The following is a 17515-nucleotide window of genomic DNA, read 5'->3' as shown; positions in this document are numbered from 1 at the left end:
GCGGTCACGCTACGTGCGGCTCGGGGGCGGGCGCTTCTCGATTCCTGATCGGTCTGGTCACCTGTTTCGCCACACACGGCGGCATCCCCGCCGTCGCGCGCGCCGCGTCGCGCCGGTAGGTGCTGGGCGGCACACCGACCAACTCGGTGAAGCGAGTGCTGAACGTGCCCAGCGACGCGCAGCCGACCGCGAAACAGACGTCGGTGACGCTGAGGTCGCCACGGCGCAACAGCGCCATGGCGCGCTCGATGCGCCGCGTCATCAGATAGGCGTACGGCGACTCGCCGTAGGCGAGCCGGAACTGGCGGCTGAGGTGCCCGGCCGACATGTTCACGCCGCGGGCGAGCGCCTCGACGTCCAGCGGCTGCGCGTACTCCCGGTCGATCCGGTCGCGAACGCGCCGCAGCAATGCGAGGTCGCGCAGGCGCTGAGTCTCGGCGGGACTGCTGGTCACCTACGAGATCGTGCCACGTCGCACCGGAGCTGCCCAGCGCCGCTGGCGTCCCACCCGCTCCGCGTCCGGCTGATCGCCGCGGTGGAGCATGATCAGGGCTCCCGGTCGCTGCTGCCTTGCACGGCTTTGGTCGTGAGGAGCGGCGGGTAGTGGGGGGCGAGGCTCCCCGAACGCCGCCGGTAGTCGGCGACGAGGTCCAGAAGGTCCCGGCCCGTCGGCCGCCGGCCGGGCCGGATGTCGCAGGTGCCGACCTTGCCCTCCTGGATCAGGACGTTGGGGTCGAGGGTCATCCCGAACAGATCGTTGGCCGAGTCGCCGCGGGTGAGGCCCTCATATCCCCAATGGAAGGGCAGCACGATCTGGTGGATGATCCGGTTCTCTACCCGCAGCGGGGTGAGCCGGTCGGTCACCAGCACGCGCGCCTCGATGGCCGCGCGCGTGCTGATCATGTGGGCCCACGCCAGGTGGGTCAGCCGCCGTTCGGCCGCCAGATCCGGCGACACCTCGACGAACATCTCCGGCTGCAGCTCCGACAGGGTACGGACGAAGCGGCTCATGCCGCCGGCGGTGTGGTGCTCGGTGAGTCGGCTGATCGTGAAGACGTACGGGAAGACCTCGCTGTGCGGCTCCGGCGGGCTGGGGTTGAGCGAGTTGACCGGGTGGGTGTAGACCTTGCGGGTCGGGTTGGCCTGCTGGCCGTAGAGCGGGTTGCGCACCGGCGATTCGACCGGCTCGTAGTGGGTGGGCAGCGGCCCGTCGAGCACCCCGGCCGGGGCGTACAGCCAGCCCTTGCCGTCGCCCTGCATGATGAACGGGTCGTCGCCGGCAAGCGCCTCCACGCCCACGGCGCCACGGGCCGGCCGATACGACGGCGGTTTGGTCTTCTCGAAGTCCGGCACGTCGTACCCGGTCCACTCCCCCTTGTCGGCGTCCCACCAGACGTACTTCTTCCGCTCGCTCCACGGCCTGCCCTCCGGGTCGGCCGAGGCGCGGTTGTAGAGGATGCGCCGGTTGGCCGGCCAGGCCCAGCCCCACTCCGGGGCCACCCAGGTCTGCTCCGAGCCGGGCTTGCGGCGGGCGGCCTGGTTCACGCCGTCGGCGAACACCCCGCAGTAGATCCAGCATCCGCCGGCCGTGGAGCCGTCGTCCTTCATCTCGGTGTACACCGACAGCGGCCGGCCGGTCGCCACCTCGAAGCCGTTGATCTCGCGCAGCACCGCCTCGGCGCTCGGCTCCGCCTCAGGGCCGTGCGTCGGATAGTCCCAGGCGAGATCCAGCAGCGCCCGATCACGCGGCCGGGTCGAGCCCGCCACCCGTTCCCGGACGAGGCGGCCGAGGTGGTAGAAGAACCAGAGTTCGGAGCGGCAGTCGCCCGGCGGGTCCAGGGCCTTCTCCCGCCACTGCAGCAGCCGCTGCGTCTGGGTGAAGGTGCCCTCCTTCTCCACGTGCGAGGCGGCGGGCAGGAAGAAGACCTCGGTGCGGCACTCCTCCGGGACGATCTCGCCGGTGGCCACCTCCGGGCTGTTCTTCCAGAACGTCGCGCTCTCGATCATGAACAGGTCCCGGACCACCAGCCAGTCGACGTTGGCCATGCCCAGGCGGTGGGCCTTGCCGTGCGCCGCGCCGACCGCCGGGTTCTGGCCGAGCAGGAAGGAGCCCTTGACCTTGCCGTCGATCATGTTCAGCACCTGCTGGTACGCCCCGTGGTCGCCGGTCATCCGGGGCAGGTAGCCGTAGCAGAAATCGTTCTCCGCCGTCGCCGCCTCCCCCCAGTACGCCTTCAACAGGTTGACCCCGTACGCCTTCGCGTTGCCCCAGAAGCCCTTCTGGCCCGGGTGCGTGATGCTCGCGATCCAGTCCCCGAACGTCAGGTGGTCGGCGTGGTGCGGCATGGGCAGGTAGCCGGGCAGCAGGTTGAACAGCGTCGGGATGTCCGTCGAGCCCTGGATGCTGGCGTGCCCGCGCAGCGCCAGGATGCCACCACCCGGGCGGCCCATGTTCCCCAGAAGCAGCTGGATGATCGCCCCGGTGCGGATGTACTGCACGCCAACGCTGTGCTGGGTCCAGCCCACCGAGTAGACGAGCACGCTGGTGCGCTCCCGGCCGGAGTTCTCCGTCCAGGCCCGGGCCAGCTCCAGGAACTTCTCCTGCGGGATGCCGCAGACCCGCTCCACCATCTCCGACGTGTAGCGGGCGAAGTGCCGCTTGAGTATCTGATAGACGCAGCGGGGATGCCGCAGCGTCTCGTCCCGCTCGGCCTGCCCCCTGATCGGCGGGCCGTGCGACTCGTGCTGCAGTCCGGCCGCGGTTTCCCGACCGGTCTCGGTGTCGGGTAGCGCACCGCGCTGGTCATACCCCTCGTACTGCCAGGTCACCTGGTTGTAGCTGGCATTGTTGGGCTTGAAGCCGGAGAAGATCCCGTCCAGATCCTCGGTGTCGAGGAACTTCTCGCTGACGATCGTCGCGGCGTTGGTGTAGGCCAGCAGGTACTCCCGGAAGTCGAGCTCGTTCTCCAGGATGTAGCGCACCACACCACCGAGCAGCGCGATGTCCGTGCCCGCCCGGATCGGCAGGTAGGTGTCCGCCAGCGCGCTGGTGCGGGTGAACCGGGGGTCGACGTGGAAGACCTTCGCCCCCCGCCGCTTGGCCTCCATCACCCACTGGAAACCCACCGGATGGGCCTCGGCCATGTTCGAGCCCTGGATGATGACGCAGTCCGAGTTGGTGAGGTCCTGCTGGAAGCCTGTGGCGCCACCGCGACCGAAGCTGGTCCCCAGACCGGGGACGGTGGCGGAGTGTCAAATCCGGGCCTGGTTCTCGATCTGGAGTGCCCCCATCGCCGTGAACAGCTTCTTGATGAGGTAGTTCTCCTCGTTGTCCAGCGTCGCCCCGCCCAGGCTGGAGATGCCCAGCGTCCGGTTCAGCGGCCGCCCCTCGTCGTCGACGTCCTCCCAGGTGGCGTCCCGGGCGGCGAGGACCCGGTCGGCGATCATGTCGAGCGCCACGTCGAGGTCCAGGTCCTCCCACTCCGTGCCGTACGGCCGGCGGTAACGGACCTTGGTCTGGCGCAGCGGGCTGGTCACCAGGCTCTTGCTCGCCGAGCCCTTCGGGCAGAGCCGACCCCGCGAGATCGGGCTGTCCGGGTCACCCTCGATCTGGATGACCTGGTCGTCCTTGACGTAGACCTTCTGGCCGCAGCCCACCGCGCAGTACGGGCAGACCGAGCGGGCCATGCTGTCTGCGGTCTCGGTACGCGCAGTCAGCGCCGCCGACCGGGCCGACTGCGCCGCTGCGCCCCGGCCGAGCGGGTCCGTGCCGGTGAGCTGCCGGTAGACCGGCCAACCCTCGATCCAAGTGCGCACACCCATCTCAGCACCTTTGGAGCGAACGGGACGAAATGCGAACGGCATGACAATAGATGAGCGGTCCACCGGGGCGCAGCAAGATGAGCGGCGGAGGGCAGGGCCAGCAGCTGCGCCACCCGGCGGCCGTCGCGGTCCGGGACACCCTGCTGCGCCCGAACCCGGCCCGCGACGGCCTGCGCTCGATGATCCGGTACCCGGACTTGGCAGCCCCCGCAACCGGCCCGATGCGCCTGGCACCACAACTGACCGCGGCGCCAGCCGGCGGCGATCCGGGGACCGCCGCCGGCTGCTTTCAAATCGATCGGACTACCGGTCGGGCCGGTGGATCACCTGGATCCCGTTCACGATCGGCGGGGCGTACCCCCTCCTCCCCACGAAGCGGATGTTCAGCTGGCCGTCGGTGACCTGCACGTAGAAGACGTGCTGGTCGGCGGCGAAGCTACCCACCTCGGCGGCGGTGTCGTGTGCGGGCAACAGGACGCCGCCCTCCACGATGACGTCGTAGAGGCGGGTGTTCGGCTGCCGGTTGGCAACCTCGGCGAAGCGCAGGTCGACCTCGTAGACGCCCGCCGGTAGCCCGTCGAACCGGTACTCGACCGGATCCTGCCGCAGGTCCTGGTAGAGCGGGTCCTCCTCGGTTCCCGAGATCGGCCGTGCCGTGCTGGCGACCCTGGATTGGCTGCTGGTGTAGCCCCAACTCCCGGGGCTGTACCGCTGGTCGGCCGACCAGAGATCACCCGACAGGTCCGTGTAGCCGCCGCCGCCGGCGTTCACCGCCTGGTAGTACGCCGGCACGACCAGGCGGACGGGAACCTCCAGCCGCGGCTGTCGTCCGCTGTTCGTCTGGATGAGCATCGTCGCGCTGTACGTACCCGGTGTGAGCCCGGTCGTGTCCACGCTCACGCGGATCGGCTGGGTGGCGCCGGGAGCGACAGTGCCGCTGGCCGGGTCCTCGGACAGCCATGGCACGTCCACGACGTTCGGCACGCCGCTCTCGATCAGGTACACCCTGTTCGGGTCCTGGTCGATCATCCAGAGGTTGCCCGTCGAGTCCAGCTCGAGGCCCGCGCCACCGAATCCGGGGCTCGGGTGCGGCAGGGTGCTCAACACCGCACAGTTCGCGGGGTCGAGTTGGTAGACGGTGTCCGTCTCGCTGTTGGTCGCCGCCCAGACGATGTTGGAGGCGCCGTTCCAGGCGAGGCCGGAGATGTTGCCGTCCGGCGGGCTGCACTGGGAGATGACGGCACCCTTGTCCGGGTGGGACAGGCCCTTGATGTGGTACAGGATTCCCTCGTTCCACCCACCGACGTAGAAGGTGTCGTCGTCCGGCCGGTAGGCCAGACCGCGTTGCGAGATCGACGTCCACGGGAAGGAGCCGGTGATCGAGCCAACCTCCGCACCCGTGTTCGGGTTCCAGCAGTGGATCCCGTTGTCACCGCCCACGTTGAGCTGGCACATCACGCCGCGGCCGGCATCGTAGGCCATGTCGGCGGGCCACTCCCCGCCTCCCGGTGCCGGCCAGTTGCGCCCGGTCGGGGTGCCGGTGACGGAGAACTCGTGGTTGCGGTTGTTGTCCGGGACGTCGGAGAGCCAGACGTCTCCGGTGAAGCCGACGCCCCAGGCCAGGGAGAGCCCGCTCGGCACCCAGGACCGGATGACGTCGCCGGGTGCGGTCGGCGACCAGCCGGAAGGCGCCTTGCCGGCGTACAGGCCCTTGGTGTTGCGGGCGTTCGGGTTGTACTCGGGGTTCTTCGGGAGCCCGTTCGTCGAGCCCGTGGTTACCTTGCCACCACCGGTTTCGGCGGCCTCCCACGTCATGTCGCGGCTGCCGGTGTTGCGCAGGGTGAGCACCCTCGTGCGGGTCTGGCCGGGCGGCACGATGAACTCGAGCGCGCCCGGTGCCACCTCGGCCCGCGCGGTGCGCAGCACGAAGTCCCGGGTGGCCACCTCGTCCTGCTCATCGAGCACGACCTCGGCGGACTCGGCGGTGTAGTTGGTCGCCGTGGCCTCGATCGTGTACGTGCCCAGGCTCAGCTGCATCCGATAGCTGCCGGCTGCGTTCGTCGTCGTGGAGCGGACGACCGATCCGTTCTGCAGTGCGCGGACGGTCGCCCCGGCCACGGCCTGGTGGTCGTTGGCGTCGGTGACGGTGCCCTGGACGAAACCGCTCGGGGGTAGCCGGTAGAGCACCGCGAACGTCGGGTCGCCGATCGCGGCCGCGTTGAACGAGTACTGCAGTGCGACGTTTCCGCTCTCGTTCTCGATCCCGATCGTCGCCGAGTTGCCCTTTTCCCAGCCGTCGTTGTCGATGTTGCGGTACTCGGTCTGGACTCGTCCGTTCTCATGGAGCACGACCTCGAAGTCCATGCGGTGCGAGGAGTCGCCGAAGAAGGTGACATTCCGCCACTCGATCACGAACGTCCGGGCCGGCGCCGACCCCAGGACCTGGGTGCGAACGCTGGCCGCGCCGTCGACGACCAGGTCGTCCCAGTACGGGTAGATGGCCGCGTTCGGGGCCGCCGTGCTGGGAATCGAGGTGTTGAAGAACTCGCTGTTCGGTCCCAGGAAGTTCACCAAGCCGTTCGTGGACACGTGGGCGGTTTCGTACGTCTGGCCGTAGAAGGAGAACGGGAACGGCAGGTCAACCTGGGTCGACTGGTCGTCTCCGCTCAGCGGCAGAACGGTGTCGGCCTCGAGGTAGCCCGGCGTGGAAACCTGGCAGAAGTAGCCGTACTCGTCCCTGCGCTGCGGCAGCGTGAAGTCGAGCGTCTCGTCGCCGTCGACGACCAGATGTTGCTCCTGTTGGTCGCTGCAGCCTCCCGCCGCGGCCCGGACGTCATACTCGCCCTCCGGCACGCTCGGGAAGCTGTACCCGCCGTTCGCGTCCGTGGTCGCCGGCGCGATCGGCTTACCGAGCACCGTCACCGTCGCATTCGCGACCGGCTCGCCGTCGTTGTTGCGGACCTGGCCCGACACGGCGTGCGAGGGCGCCGGCTGCAGGGCCAGGTCTTGAATTGTGGTCGCGCCCTCGCTGATGACCAGCCCGCTGACCGCCTGCTGGCGGAACCCGAACGCGGTCGCGGTCACCTCGTAGGTGCCGACCGGGAGGACCATGGTGTACCGGCCGTTGGCGTCCGTTGCCGTCGTCCGGTCGGCCGGCCCGGCGACGCGGATGGTGGCCCCGCTGATCGGGCTGCCGTCGGCGGCGTTCGTGACCGTGCCGCTCAACGTCCCGACCGGGCCGCGCGGGGACTGGTCGACCGCGGCGAATGCGTCGAGGCGTCCCTCCCCCCACACGTTGTTGTCGGCGTCCGTGCCGCCACAGGACAGATCGGAGGTGTCGATGGCGGTGCTGTCCAGCAGTGCCCTGGTGCCGGCGATGTCTCCCACCAGCGTCGCCGCCGCCGACCACATGAGCGCGACGGTGGCCGCGACGTGCGGCGAGGCCATCGACGTGCCGTCGAACGACGCGTACGAGTTGGGCGGCACGCTGCTGCGCACGGCGACGCCGGGAGCCGCGATGTTCGGCTTCGGCTCGCCGTTGAATCCGGACGGCCCGCGGCTGGAGAAGTCGGCGATGTTGTTGCCGATGTCGAACGCGCCGGCGCTGTAGCTCTCGATGTAGTCGCCGGGCGATCCCGAGCTGTTGCAGCCCGGGCCGCTGTTGCCGTTGGAGAACGCGGGGAAGATGCCCGAGGCCACCCAGGCGTTCACGATCGCCTGGTAGAACGGGTCGCCACCGCCGCCGCCCCACGAGTTGTTCACGATGTGCGGCCGCAGGTCCGGCCGCGGGTTCTGCCCGTTGAGGTCGGTCGGCGCGAGTACCCACTCACCGGAGGCGAGCAGCGCGGACAGCGAGCACGAGAACGACTCGCAGCCCTTGGCCGCGATCCAGCGAGCGCCCGGCGCGACGCCGATCTGGTTCGGCCCCGGTTCGCCGTCGTCGCCGACCATGGTGCCCATGGTGTGCGTCCCGTGGTCGGCGTTGTCACAGGGAGCCAGTGACGGGCTGCCGCACACGTTGGACGGATCGAACCAGTTGTAGTTGTGGTCGAAGTTGCCGCCGCCCTGGTTGCCGCGGTAGTGCGCGACGAGAGCCGGGTGGTCGAACTGGACGCCGGTGTCGATGTTGGCGACGACGATCCCCTCGCCCCGGATGCCGAAGGTCGACCAGACCTGGGGCGCGTGGATGCGGTCGATGTTCCACTCGACCGCGTTGACCTCGGGCTGCTCCTTGTTCGGCTTCGGGTCGGGAATGTGGTAGGTGCGGTCGGCGAGGACCCGTTCCACGCCCGGGTCGGCCGCTATCTCCTTGAGCACCGACTGACCCGCGGTGACCCTGACGGTGTTCGTGATCCAGAAGCGTTGATGCTTCACACCCCGCTTCTTCAGCAGCGCCAGCAGGCCCGCCTGGCTCTGGTCCGCGGTCCGCTTCAGCTGATCCATCACGAACTTGCCGCGGGCGTTGCGGTCCTGCATCCCGGCCGCCCGACCCAGGTCGGCCTTGTCGCGCAGTACCGCCCAGAACGTCGCCTGCTTCGTCCCGGCGGTCTGTTCGAGGACCTTCTTCTCGACCTTGTCCAGCGAATCGGCCGCGGCCGGCGATCCGATGGCGGAGACGGCAGCGACCATGGCGACGACGAGCAGCGCCGCCATGGCTGTTCTGCGGGGACCCCCGCGCAGAGTACGGCCTCCCCGTAATGACCTACTCATGTTCCACCCCTCTCGTGGCCTCACCGGACCGTCACCCGTCCGGCCTGCTGTTGAGGGTCGAGGGAAGGCATGTGGCAAAACCCTGCAGAATTCTGAAACCCGCGGGGCAGGTCAGGGGTGTATCGGACACGGGGTCAGGTTGGTGACAGAGGCATTGACCGCGTTCGGTCGACCGGTCGAGCGTTGACCTGGGATGGGGCGGCTTCTGCCGGGTCGTTGATCCGCCGGCTGGTGGCGGCGGACTACCCATCGGTTCCATAACGGGGGCGTGATGGAGCTTCGGGTGTTAGGTCCGGTGGAACTGCAGGCGGCCGGGCGGCTCGTGGACGTGGGGGGTCCAAGGCAGCGTTGTGTGCTGGCCGCGCTGGCGGTGGACGTCGGCCGGCCGGTGATGGTGGACACCTCGTTGATCGTGCCTGGGGCCAGGCTCCGCCGGATCGGGTGCGGCACACGCTGTACGTCTACATCGCCCGGCTGCGAGGGTTGATCGCCGCGGCCGCGGCCGCCGATGGAACCGTGGCGGCCGTCGTGCGCCGCTCGCGTGGGTACGTGCTGGACGTCGACCCCGACCGGGTGGACGTGCACCGGTTCCGTCGGCTGGTCGAGCAGGCCCGCGACCCGCATTGTCCGGACACGAAGCGGGTGGCACTGCTGCGGCAGGCGCTCGCCCTGTGGCGGGGTACCCCCCTGGCGGACCTGCCGGGTGACTGGGCGGCGCGGGTGCGCGAGGGGTTGCAGCAGCAGCGCCTCGACGCGGTCGTGTGCTGGGCAGAGGCCGAGCTGCGCCGGGGCAACGCCGGCGATCTGGTCGGCCCGTTGACCGACCTCATCGCCGAACACCCCTTGGTGGAGCCCCTTGCCGCGCTGCTGATGCGGGCACTGCACTCGACCGGGCGCACCGCAACCGCCCTGGACTGCTACGTCGCGATGCGCCGACGGCTGGTCGACCAGGTGGGCATGGAACCCGGCGCCGAACTGCAGCAGCTGCACCGGGCGATCCTGCGTGGCGACCTCGACCAGGCATCCGGATGGGGACGGGAGAGAAGCGGGCACGCCGTACCGGCGCAACTGCCGCTGGATGTGCACGGCTTCGCCGGCCGAGACACGGAACTGTGCCAGCTCGACGCGATCCTGACAGCGGCCGGCGAGGAACCCACCACGGTGGCCATCCTCGCCCTGACCGGTACCGCCGGGGTGGGAAAGACCGCGCTGGCGATGCACTGGGCCCACCGGGTGGCCAACCGGTTCCCGGACGGGCAGCTGTATGTGAACCTGCGGGGTTTCGACGCGAACTCACCCGCCACCCGCCCAGACGAGGCGCTACGTGCTCTTCTCGACGCGTTGCAGGTGCCGCCGCAGCGCGTGCCCGCCAGCCTGGCGGCACAGGTCGGCCTGTACCGCAGCCTGCTCGCCGACCGGAGAGTGCTGGTGGTGCTGGACAACGCCAGCGACGCGGACCAGGTCCGTCCGCTCCTGCCCGGCTCCCCCGGCTGCCTCGTCGTCGTGACCAGTCGCAATCAACTTCCGGGCCTGGTCGCCGCCGAGGGCGCTCACCCGTTGACGCTCGGCCTGCTCTCGACCGACGATGCGCGGCAGATGTTGGCCCGCCGCCTCGGACCGGAGCGCGTGGCGGCCGAACCTCGGTCGGTGGACGACATCATCGCCCGGTGCGCGCAACTGCCGCTGGCCCTGGCCATCGTGGCCGCCCGCGCCGCGACCCATCCGGAGTTTCCCCTTGGCATGCTCGTCGCCGACCTGGGCGACAGCTCCGGTGGCCTCGAGCCGTTCAGCGGCGGGGACCCGAGCACCGACGTGCGGGCCGTTTTCTCCTGGTCGTACCGGACGCTCAGCCCGAGCGCGGCCCGCCTGTTCCGGCTCCTGGCCGTTCACCCCGGCCCGGACATCGCCACGACCGCCGCGGCCAGCCTGATCGGTGCGCCGCCGGGGCAGGTGCGTCCGCTGCTGGCCGAGCTGGCCCGGGCGCACCTGGTGACCGAGCACCCTGCCGGCCGGTTCGCGTTCCACGACCTGCTGCGTGCCTACGCCACCGAACTCGTCGAAGCGGTCGACGCCGACACGGACCGGAGCGCGGGCGCTTGCCCGCGTCCTTGACCACTACCTGCACCCGCCGCGCAGGTCCGCGGTAAACTCGCCCGTCTCGGTTAGCTTCCCCGCCACTCGCCGTTGCGCCCGTCCACTGTGGTCGGCATTATCGAGTTCACCGGCGTCAGTGGGGAGGACGCGTGGGCACACGGATTGCGGGGGTTCTCCGTCGGCGCCTGCGGTGGCGTGGCCGTCGAGCGGCCGGCTTCCTGGGGCTGTTGGCGCTGTCCGCGGCGCTGCTGGCCTGGGGTCGGGGGGTCACCGGCTACAACCAGCAACTGCTGCTCAACATCGGCGCCAGCATCGTCATCGTGGCCTTCTCGTACGCGATCGTCGATCCGCTGTTCGAGGAGCTGCGCCGCTCACGGGTCGAGGAGCATCCGCGCTTCGACGACGAGGAGTTCAGCGCGCACGTGGCGACCGCGACCTCGATGGTATCCATCATGGACAGTGGCAGTCACCTGCTGGAGGGAGCGGGGCGGGACCGTTTCCTGCGCGCGCTGCGGACGGCGTTGGGCAACGGGGTGCTCGTGCGGGTGCTGCTGCTGGATCCGGACTCGGCGGCGGCGTCGCAGCGGGCGGAGGAGATCCGACCGGTGAACGTCCGCGAGGTGATCGTGGACAACCTGCGCCGGCTGAACGACTTCGCCGAGGCGCTCGACGCGGAGGCCCGGGCCCGGTTCCAGGTGCGCATCTACGACGCCTCGCCGACGGTGCACATGTTCCAGTGGGACGACAAGGCGCTGATCTCGTTCTTCCCGGTGGGGGTGCGCGCGCACACCGCGCCGCACCTGGAGGTGTTCGTGGGCAGCCCGCTCGGCGAGTTCGTGGAGAGTCGCTTCGACGAGTTGTGGCGGCATCCGAGCACCCGGCGGCTGGACGAGTACATCTGCCTGCCGCTGGCGCTGCGGTACGACGGGGTGGTGCTGCGTTCCTGCGCGGTGCACTTCGTCATGCTGACCGACGGATGCTGCATCGACGGTTCGCCGATCGTGGACCAGTTGACCGACCACGGTACCGGGCCGTTGGAGGTCGAGTTGTCCCGGCCGCTGGCGGTGGACGGCTGGTCGGGTACCCGGTACCGGCTGGCCCGGGTGGACGAGGACGCGCAGCGGGCGTGTCCGGGAAGCCTCCCTACGGCTTCGCCCTGGCGTCCGAGATCCGCCACAACGCCGACGGCCGCCCGATCGCGATCAAGACCCTGGCCCGCCGCGAGGATGAGGCCGCCGTGATCCGGCGCATGGTCGGCCGGGTCCTGGACGACGAACCGACCACCCTCGCCGCCGTCGCGGCCGAACTGAACCGGGACCAGGTTCCGACCCGGGGCGGGACGACCGGGAAGAACACCTCCGGGTCCGCCTGGTGGGCGCACACCCTTAACCGCATCCTGCGGGATCCGCGCCTCGCCGGGTACGACGCCGAGATCATCTACGCGACCCGCCCGGACGGCCGGAAGTCGGCGAACGTCGCCGGTTACCGGATCATCCGGGACGCCGACGGGGCCCCGGTCGTGGCGCACCCGGCGATCATCGACGCCGAGACATGGCACGCCCTACAGGCCCGCCTAGACGGGCGTCCCGGGGCCGCCCCGGTGCCGACCGGGATTCAGGCCCTCCTGTCTTCCCTCGGGATCCTGCGCTGTGAATGCGGCGCGATCATGAAATCTCACCGGTCCGCCGCCCAGCGGTCCCGGTCGTCCTACCGGTGCGCCCGCCCGCGAGGACTACGCCGACCGGGTCAGCATGCGAACGACTGCGCGATCGCGATGGACGCCCTAGACGACTACGTCGCCCGCCGGATCTTCGCGCTGATCTCTACCGCCGACGCCGACGCCGACCCGGACACCCTGGACGTCCTCGCCGAGGCCGCCCGACTGTTCGGCCTCGCCTCGGCTGACCCAGCGACCGCCGCGAAGCGCGGCGCGATCGCTGGCGAACTGGACGACGCCGAGCGGGCGCTAGACACCCTGTACGACGACCGGGAACAGGGCGGCTACTCGGGGAAGGTTGGCCAGCGCCGATTCCTGGACGCCGAGCGGGCCCTGTCGGCGCGTATCGACGTCCTGACCGAGCAACTAGCGGCGATCGACGCCGCCGCCTCGCCCCTCCTCCCGATCGCCGAATGGCTGGGCGAGCCGGGCGAGGACCCGATCGGTCCGGGGTCCTGGTGGGACCGGGCCCCGGTCGCCGAGCGTCGCGCGTTCGTGTCTCTGTTCGTCCGCGAGATCACCGTCCGGAAGTCCCCCGACGGCATGACCCGCCCGCCGATTGAGTCCCGCGTGTCCATCACGTTCGTCCGGCCCTCGGAAGACCACTAGGGCGCGTATCGGGTCGTGATCAATGAGCATCGCAGCTTCCGGGGCGGGTGCCCGTCTGGGGTACGGGGCCCGGCGATCTGCGGCTGCGCCGTGTGGGCGCGAGTGACCGGAAGCGATGCCGCAGGCAGGCAGCGGCGGGGTCCGAGGGCCGCGGCTGCATGCCCGCCGGGATGGTGTGTCAGACCATGGCGAGCCGGTCCACCAGCAGCTCCACCCTCGGCTCGGTGTCCTCCGGTGGCAGCCGTCCCGCTCGGGTCAGGGTGGCCAGCCCGTGCAGGGCCGCCCAGAACACCTCGGTGAACAGTGCTGGGTGGACGCCGTCGCCGGCGACCTCTCCGAGGCTTTCCAGCAGGGCGGCGAAGGCGTCCTTAAGAGGTTGTGGGGTGTCCTCGCTCGCGAAGGCCAAGCCGCCGTCGAGCTCGAACATGGCGTCATAGACCGCCGGGTTGCGTGCGGCGAAGTCGAGGTAGGTGCGGGCGAGGGCGGTGACCCGGGCGCGCGGGCCGTCCGCGGCGGAGGTCGCGGCCCGCAGCGCCGCGGCCATCTCGGCGGCGCCGTCGAGGGCGACGGCGCCGATGATCTCGCGTTTGCCGCGGAAGTGGCTGTAGAGGACGGGCTGGCTGTATTCGATGCGCTCGGCGAGCCGGCGGGTCGTGACCGCGTCCCAGCCCTGCTGCTCGGCGAGTTCGCGGGCTGTCGCCACGATGAGGCGCTCGCGCGCCGCCCGTTCGCGCTCCTTGCGTGCCTGTACCGACATGATTCGATCCTAGCACCGCTAGACAAGCAAGCGGCAGCAGTACTAGCGTTGCCACGCCAGCTATCAATGCTAGATCCCAGGAGGGGTCAACCATGCTCAACGCGCTCGAGGTGTTCACCACCGTGGTCGTCGGCCTGATGGTGGGGGTGGAGTTCTCCGTCGCCTTCGTCATCAACCCGATCCTCAACGCACTCCCCGGTGACAGTGGCCAACTCGGGCGCGCCCACGGGGCCGGATGCTCGGCGCCGTGATGCCGGTCTGGTACATCACCTCGCTCGTCCTCGTCGCGGTCTGGGCCATCGCCGGATGGCACCACCACGGCAACGGCCTCGTCGTCACCGCCGGCGCGCTGCTGATCCTCAGCGTGATCATGTCGATCCTGCTGCTCGTCCCGATCAACAACCGGGGCAAGACGTGGACCCCTGACAACCGGCCCGCCGACTGGAAGCAGCAGATGAACCGCTGGGACCGCTTCCACTACGTCCGCGTCGCCGTCATCATCGCCGCCTTCGCCCTGCTGGTCGCCGCCCTCACCTGACCCGCGGGCCGACACCACGCCCGTGGCGCACAATCCCCACTGCCCGGGCGGCAGCGGGCCACCGAAATCCCGACATCCGGGAATGCAGCTGCCGCTGAGAGCCACAACTGCGATCCCGACAACTGCGCCCCTCGATGACCTGCGCGGCTCCCGGCTCTGATTCGGGTGAGGTCTTTGATCCAGATCACCGAGGCACGCAGCCGAAGCCCGGCGAGGTAGCTTTCCGGGGTCTTGTCGTAGCGGGTCGCGATGCCCCGCCACGCCTTGAGCTTGTTGATCAGGCGCTCGACGGTGTTCCTCTCCTTGTGGAACTCGGCGTCGTGGTCGACGGGGCGTCCCCCTTTGCGACCCTTCGTCTTCCGGTTGGCGGCCTGGTCCCGTTTCTCCGGGATGACGGCCTTGATGCCGCGCCTGCGCAGGTGGGCGCGGTTGCCGCGGGACGAGTACGCCTTGTCCCCGGCGACCGCGTCCGGCCTGGTGCGAGGCCGCCCCACTGGGCCGCGGATCCGGATCTTCCCCAGCACCGGAATGAACTGTGGGCTGTCGGCCGCCTGTCCCGCGGTCAAGACGAACGCCAACGGCCGGCACTTGCGGTCGGCGGCGAGATGGACCTTTGACGTCTGCCCGCCCCGTGAGCGCCCCAGCAGAGCGGCCTTCAGCCGGACCCTGCGCCGGCGCCGGACGCGTCGCTGCTCGTCCCGCTCGGGATCGGCACCACCGTCCTGCCCGCTTCGTCCCTCGGGACCGACCCCCTTTGACCTGGCCTCCTCCTCTTCGGCGGCAGCCTTCTCCAAAGCGGCGAGCACGTCCTGGCTCGTGTGCATCCCGGCGGCATCGTGATGGGCCCGCACGGTGGTGGAGTCGATACTGACCAGCGACAGATCCACCTCACCCCGCTTCGCGGCCTCCGCGATCAGGCCCTCCAGCAGGGCCTCGAACACGCCGGCGTCACGCCACTGCCGGAAACGATTGGACACCGTCGACCAGGCACCGAATTCCTGCGGCATCTCCCGCCACTGCCCGCCGGTCCTGAACCGCCAGACCACGCCCTCGAACTGCTGGCGCAACCGCTCGGGGTACGGGCCATACTCGCCGATCGGCAGGTACGGCTCGATGAACTCCCACTCCACATCGGTCAGCTGCGCACGCGTCACGCAAGACGATCTACCGGATCGAAGATCAGCACGAGGGAAGAACCCGCGCTCATTGATCACGACCCGATACGCGCCCTAGTCCCCCAAATAGGCTGGCCCCGGCCGAGCGATTCCGCCGCCGACCAAGGCCCTAACGGCCGGTTTCCTGGTCGGCGCGCTGGGCATCGCGACGCGGCAGTTGTGGCTGCTGTACCTGGGGTACGGGCTGCTGGGCGGCATCGGTCTCGGGATCGGCTACATCTCCCCCGTCTCCACGTTGATCAAGTGGTTCCCGGACCGGCCGGGCCTGGCGACCGGGCTGGCGATCATGGGCTTCGGCGGTGGCGCGATGGTGGCCTCTCCCCTGTCGCGGCAGCTGCTGTCGTTCTACGACCCGGGTTACGACCCGGCGAACGCGGGCTCGACGGCCTCGGGCGGCGCGCTGGTGTGGCTGGCCGCTGGTGACCACCGCGAACGTGTCGGCGGCGAACGCGGTGAAGACCCGATCGTTCTGGCTGCTGTGGGTGGTGCTGTTCTGCAACGTGACCGCCGGGATCGGGATCCTGGAGCAGGCCAGCCCGATGATCCAGGACTTCTTCCGGGAGGGCGGCACGTCGACGGTGTCGGTGGCGGCGGCGGGTGGCTTCGTGGGGCTGCTGTCGCTGTTCAACATGGCGGGTCGGTTCGTGTGGTCGTCGACGTCGGACCTGATCGGGCGGAAGCCGATCTACCTGCTGTACCTGGGCGTCGGCATGGTGCTGTACACGCTGCTGGCCCTGGTCGGGCAGACGGCGACGGCGTTTTTCGTGCTGCTGGCGTGCGTGATCCTGTCGTTCTACGGAGGCGGTTTCGCCACCGTGCCGGCGTATCTGCGGGATCTGTTCGGCACCTTCCAGGTGGGGGCGATCCACGGGCGGCTGCTGACGGCGTGGTCGGCGGCGGGGGTCGCCGGGCCGCTGATCGTCAACGGGTTCCTGGACGCCCAGGGCAAGCCGGGGACGTTGACCGCGGCGGCGTACCGGCCGGCGTTGTTCACGATGGTCGGGGTGCTCGCGGTGGGGTTCATCGCCAACCTGTTGATCCGGCCGGTGCCGGAGCGGTTCCACGAGCCGGCGGCGGGCCGGGACGCGGATGAAGCCACGGAGCCGGCGACGGCGGAAAGGAGCGGTACGCGATGAACGAGGTCAACCAGCACCGGCAGCAGGCCCGGTTGTGGATTTCCTGGTTGGTGGTGTCGGTGCTGCTGGGTTACGGCGTGGTGCAGACGGCCATCACGGCGGCGAAGTTGTTCACCCATTGACCGGGGCGGCCCGGGGGCTCACTCCCCCGGGCCGTTTGTCATGACGGGGACGGTCAGAGGCCGCCGGCGACGCGGAGCACCGCGCCGGTGGTGTAGGAGGCGTCGGGGCCGAGCAGCCAGGCGATGGCGCCGGCGATCTCGTCGGGTTCGCCGGCGCGGCCCATGGGGATGCGTCCGGCGGCGCTGTCGGCCCGGTCGGGTACGCCGGAGAGGGCGTGGATGTCGGTGCGGATGACGCCGGGGGCGACGGCGTTGACCCGGATGCCGTGCGGGGCGAGTTCCTTGGCCAGGCCGATGGTGAGGGTGTCGGTGGCGGCCTTGACGGCCGCGTAGTGGATGTATTCGCCGGGGCTGCCGAGGGTGGCGGCGGAGGAGGAGACGTTGACGATGGCGCCGCCGCGGGCCATCCGGCGGGCGGCCTGTTGGGCGCAGAGGACGTACCCGATGAGGTTGACGTCGACGACCTGGCGCAGGTCGTCGGGGCGCAGGTCGACGAAGGGGCCGATCGGGCTGGTGATGCCGGCGTTGTTGACCAGGCCGGTGAGCGGGCCGAGGTCCGCGGCGGCGTCGAAGAGCTGCCGCACCTGGTCGGGGTCGGTGGTGTCGGCCCGGACGGCGATGCCGCGGCGGCCGGCGGCGTGGATGTCGGCGACGACCGCGTCGGCGGCGGCCTGGTCGCGGCGGTAGCCGATGGCGACGTCGTGGCCGGCGGCGGCGAGCCGGCGGGCGGTCGCGGCGCCGATGCCGCGGCTGCCGCCGGTGATGATGGTGACGGGATTCAAGGGACCTCTCCTGCCGTGGCTTCGCCGCGACGTTACCCCGGTGCGCCCGCTCC

At 70.2% G+C, this 17515-nt stretch carries 11 protein-coding genes and 2 pseudogenes; 7 read left to right on the top strand and 6 right to left on the bottom strand.

Translation table 11 applies throughout. The features are described from left to right. Positions 1 to 4: 4 nt before the first annotated feature. The 3 genes and pseudogenes from GA0070624_RS21520 to GA0070624_RS21505 all read right to left on the bottom strand — a co-directional run bounded on the left by GA0070624_RS21520 (position 5) and on the right by GA0070624_RS21505 (position 8475). Entirely contained in the window at positions 5 to 454 is a 450-nt protein-coding gene (locus GA0070624_RS21520) for a helix-turn-helix transcriptional regulator (protein ID WP_091343849.1), read from the bottom strand. A gap of 113 nt (positions 455 to 567) precedes the next feature. Next, positions 568 to 3822 (bottom strand): annotated as a pseudogene (fdh, locus tag GA0070624_RS21515) (formate dehydrogenase); the annotation flags it as partial. Positions 3823 to 4125: 303 nt separating this feature from the next. Next, positions 4126 to 8475, bottom strand: a complete 4350-nt coding sequence (locus tag GA0070624_RS21505; protein WP_176731810.1) for a carboxypeptidase regulatory-like domain-containing protein — start codon at positions 8473 to 8475, stop codon at positions 4126 to 4128. Positions 8476 to 8973: 498 nt separating this feature from the next. Between GA0070624_RS21505 and GA0070624_RS21500 the strand changes: the two genes are divergently transcribed. The 3 genes from GA0070624_RS21500 to GA0070624_RS21495 all read left to right on the top strand — a co-directional run bounded on the left by GA0070624_RS21500 (position 8974) and on the right by GA0070624_RS21495 (position 12952). Beyond that, positions 8974 to 10644 carry an AfsR/SARP family transcriptional regulator gene (locus GA0070624_RS21500; RefSeq protein WP_176731809.1) on the top strand — a complete coding sequence of 557 codons (1671 nt, stop codon included), beginning with the start codon at positions 8974 to 8976 and terminating at the stop codon, positions 10642 to 10644. A gap of 131 nt (positions 10645 to 10775) precedes the next feature. Continuing rightward, positions 10776 to 11867, top strand: a complete 1092-nt coding sequence (locus tag GA0070624_RS34910; protein ID WP_176731808.1) for a hypothetical protein — start codon at positions 10776 to 10778, stop codon at positions 11865 to 11867. Continuing rightward, on the top strand, positions 11753 to 12952 hold the full coding sequence (locus tag GA0070624_RS21495) for a recombinase family protein (protein ID WP_176731807.1): 1200 nt from the start codon (positions 11753 to 11755) through the stop codon (positions 12950 to 12952). The genes GA0070624_RS34910 and GA0070624_RS21495 overlap by 115 nt, the downstream gene beginning before the upstream one ends. Before the next feature lie 178 nt (positions 12953 to 13130). Here GA0070624_RS21495 and GA0070624_RS21490 read toward each other — a convergent pair whose 3' ends face one another. Beyond that, entirely contained in the window at positions 13131 to 13709 is a 579-nt protein-coding gene (locus GA0070624_RS21490; RefSeq protein WP_091343836.1) for a TetR/AcrR family transcriptional regulator, read from the bottom strand. A 92-nt stretch (positions 13710 to 13801) separates the two neighbouring features. On the opposite strand from GA0070624_RS21490, the gene GA0070624_RS35320 reads away from it, so the two are divergent. Together GA0070624_RS35320 and GA0070624_RS21485 are read left to right on the top strand one after the other, a co-directional pair. After that, positions 13802 to 13960 carry a hypothetical protein gene (locus tag GA0070624_RS35320; protein WP_218105245.1) on the top strand — a complete coding sequence of 53 codons (159 nt, stop codon included), beginning with the start codon at positions 13802 to 13804 and terminating at the stop codon, positions 13958 to 13960. Further along, positions 13960 to 14247 (top strand): anthrone oxygenase family protein, encoded by a 288-nt coding sequence (locus GA0070624_RS21485; RefSeq protein ID WP_245719172.1) that lies wholly within the window; start codon positions 13960 to 13962, stop codon positions 14245 to 14247. The genes GA0070624_RS35320 and GA0070624_RS21485 overlap by 1 nt, the downstream gene beginning before the upstream one ends. A gap of 161 nt (positions 14248 to 14408) precedes the next feature. Here GA0070624_RS21485 and GA0070624_RS21480 read toward each other — a convergent pair. Next, positions 14409 to 15401 (bottom strand): annotated as a pseudogene (locus GA0070624_RS21480) (IS5 family transposase); the annotation flags it as partial. A 440-nt stretch (positions 15402 to 15841) separates the two neighbouring features. Between GA0070624_RS21480 and GA0070624_RS21475 the strand changes: the two are divergent. After that, positions 15842 to 16558, top strand: a complete 717-nt coding sequence (locus tag GA0070624_RS21475) for an MFS transporter (protein ID WP_245718920.1) — start codon at positions 15842 to 15844, stop codon at positions 16556 to 16558. Further along, positions 16555 to 16680 (top strand): MFS transporter small subunit, encoded by a 126-nt coding sequence (locus GA0070624_RS36465; protein ID WP_281180995.1) that lies wholly within the window; start codon positions 16555 to 16557, stop codon positions 16678 to 16680. The genes GA0070624_RS21475 and GA0070624_RS36465 overlap by 4 nt, the downstream gene beginning before the upstream one ends. Positions 16681 to 16733: 53 nt before the next feature. Here GA0070624_RS36465 and GA0070624_RS21470 read toward each other — a convergent pair whose 3' ends face one another. Then, complete coding sequence (locus tag GA0070624_RS21470; protein WP_091343834.1) at positions 16734 to 17462, bottom strand: SDR family oxidoreductase; 729 nt, start codon at positions 17460 to 17462, stop codon at positions 16734 to 16736. Positions 17463 to 17515 lie beyond the last annotated feature (53 nt).

It is taken from the genome of Micromonospora rhizosphaerae (genome assembly GCF_900091465.1).
Lineage (GTDB): Bacteria > Actinomycetota > Actinomycetes > Mycobacteriales > Micromonosporaceae > Micromonospora > Micromonospora rhizosphaerae.
The sequence above is the reverse complement of the archived record's forward strand: the minus strand, read 5'-3'. Positions and strand labels throughout refer to the sequence as shown.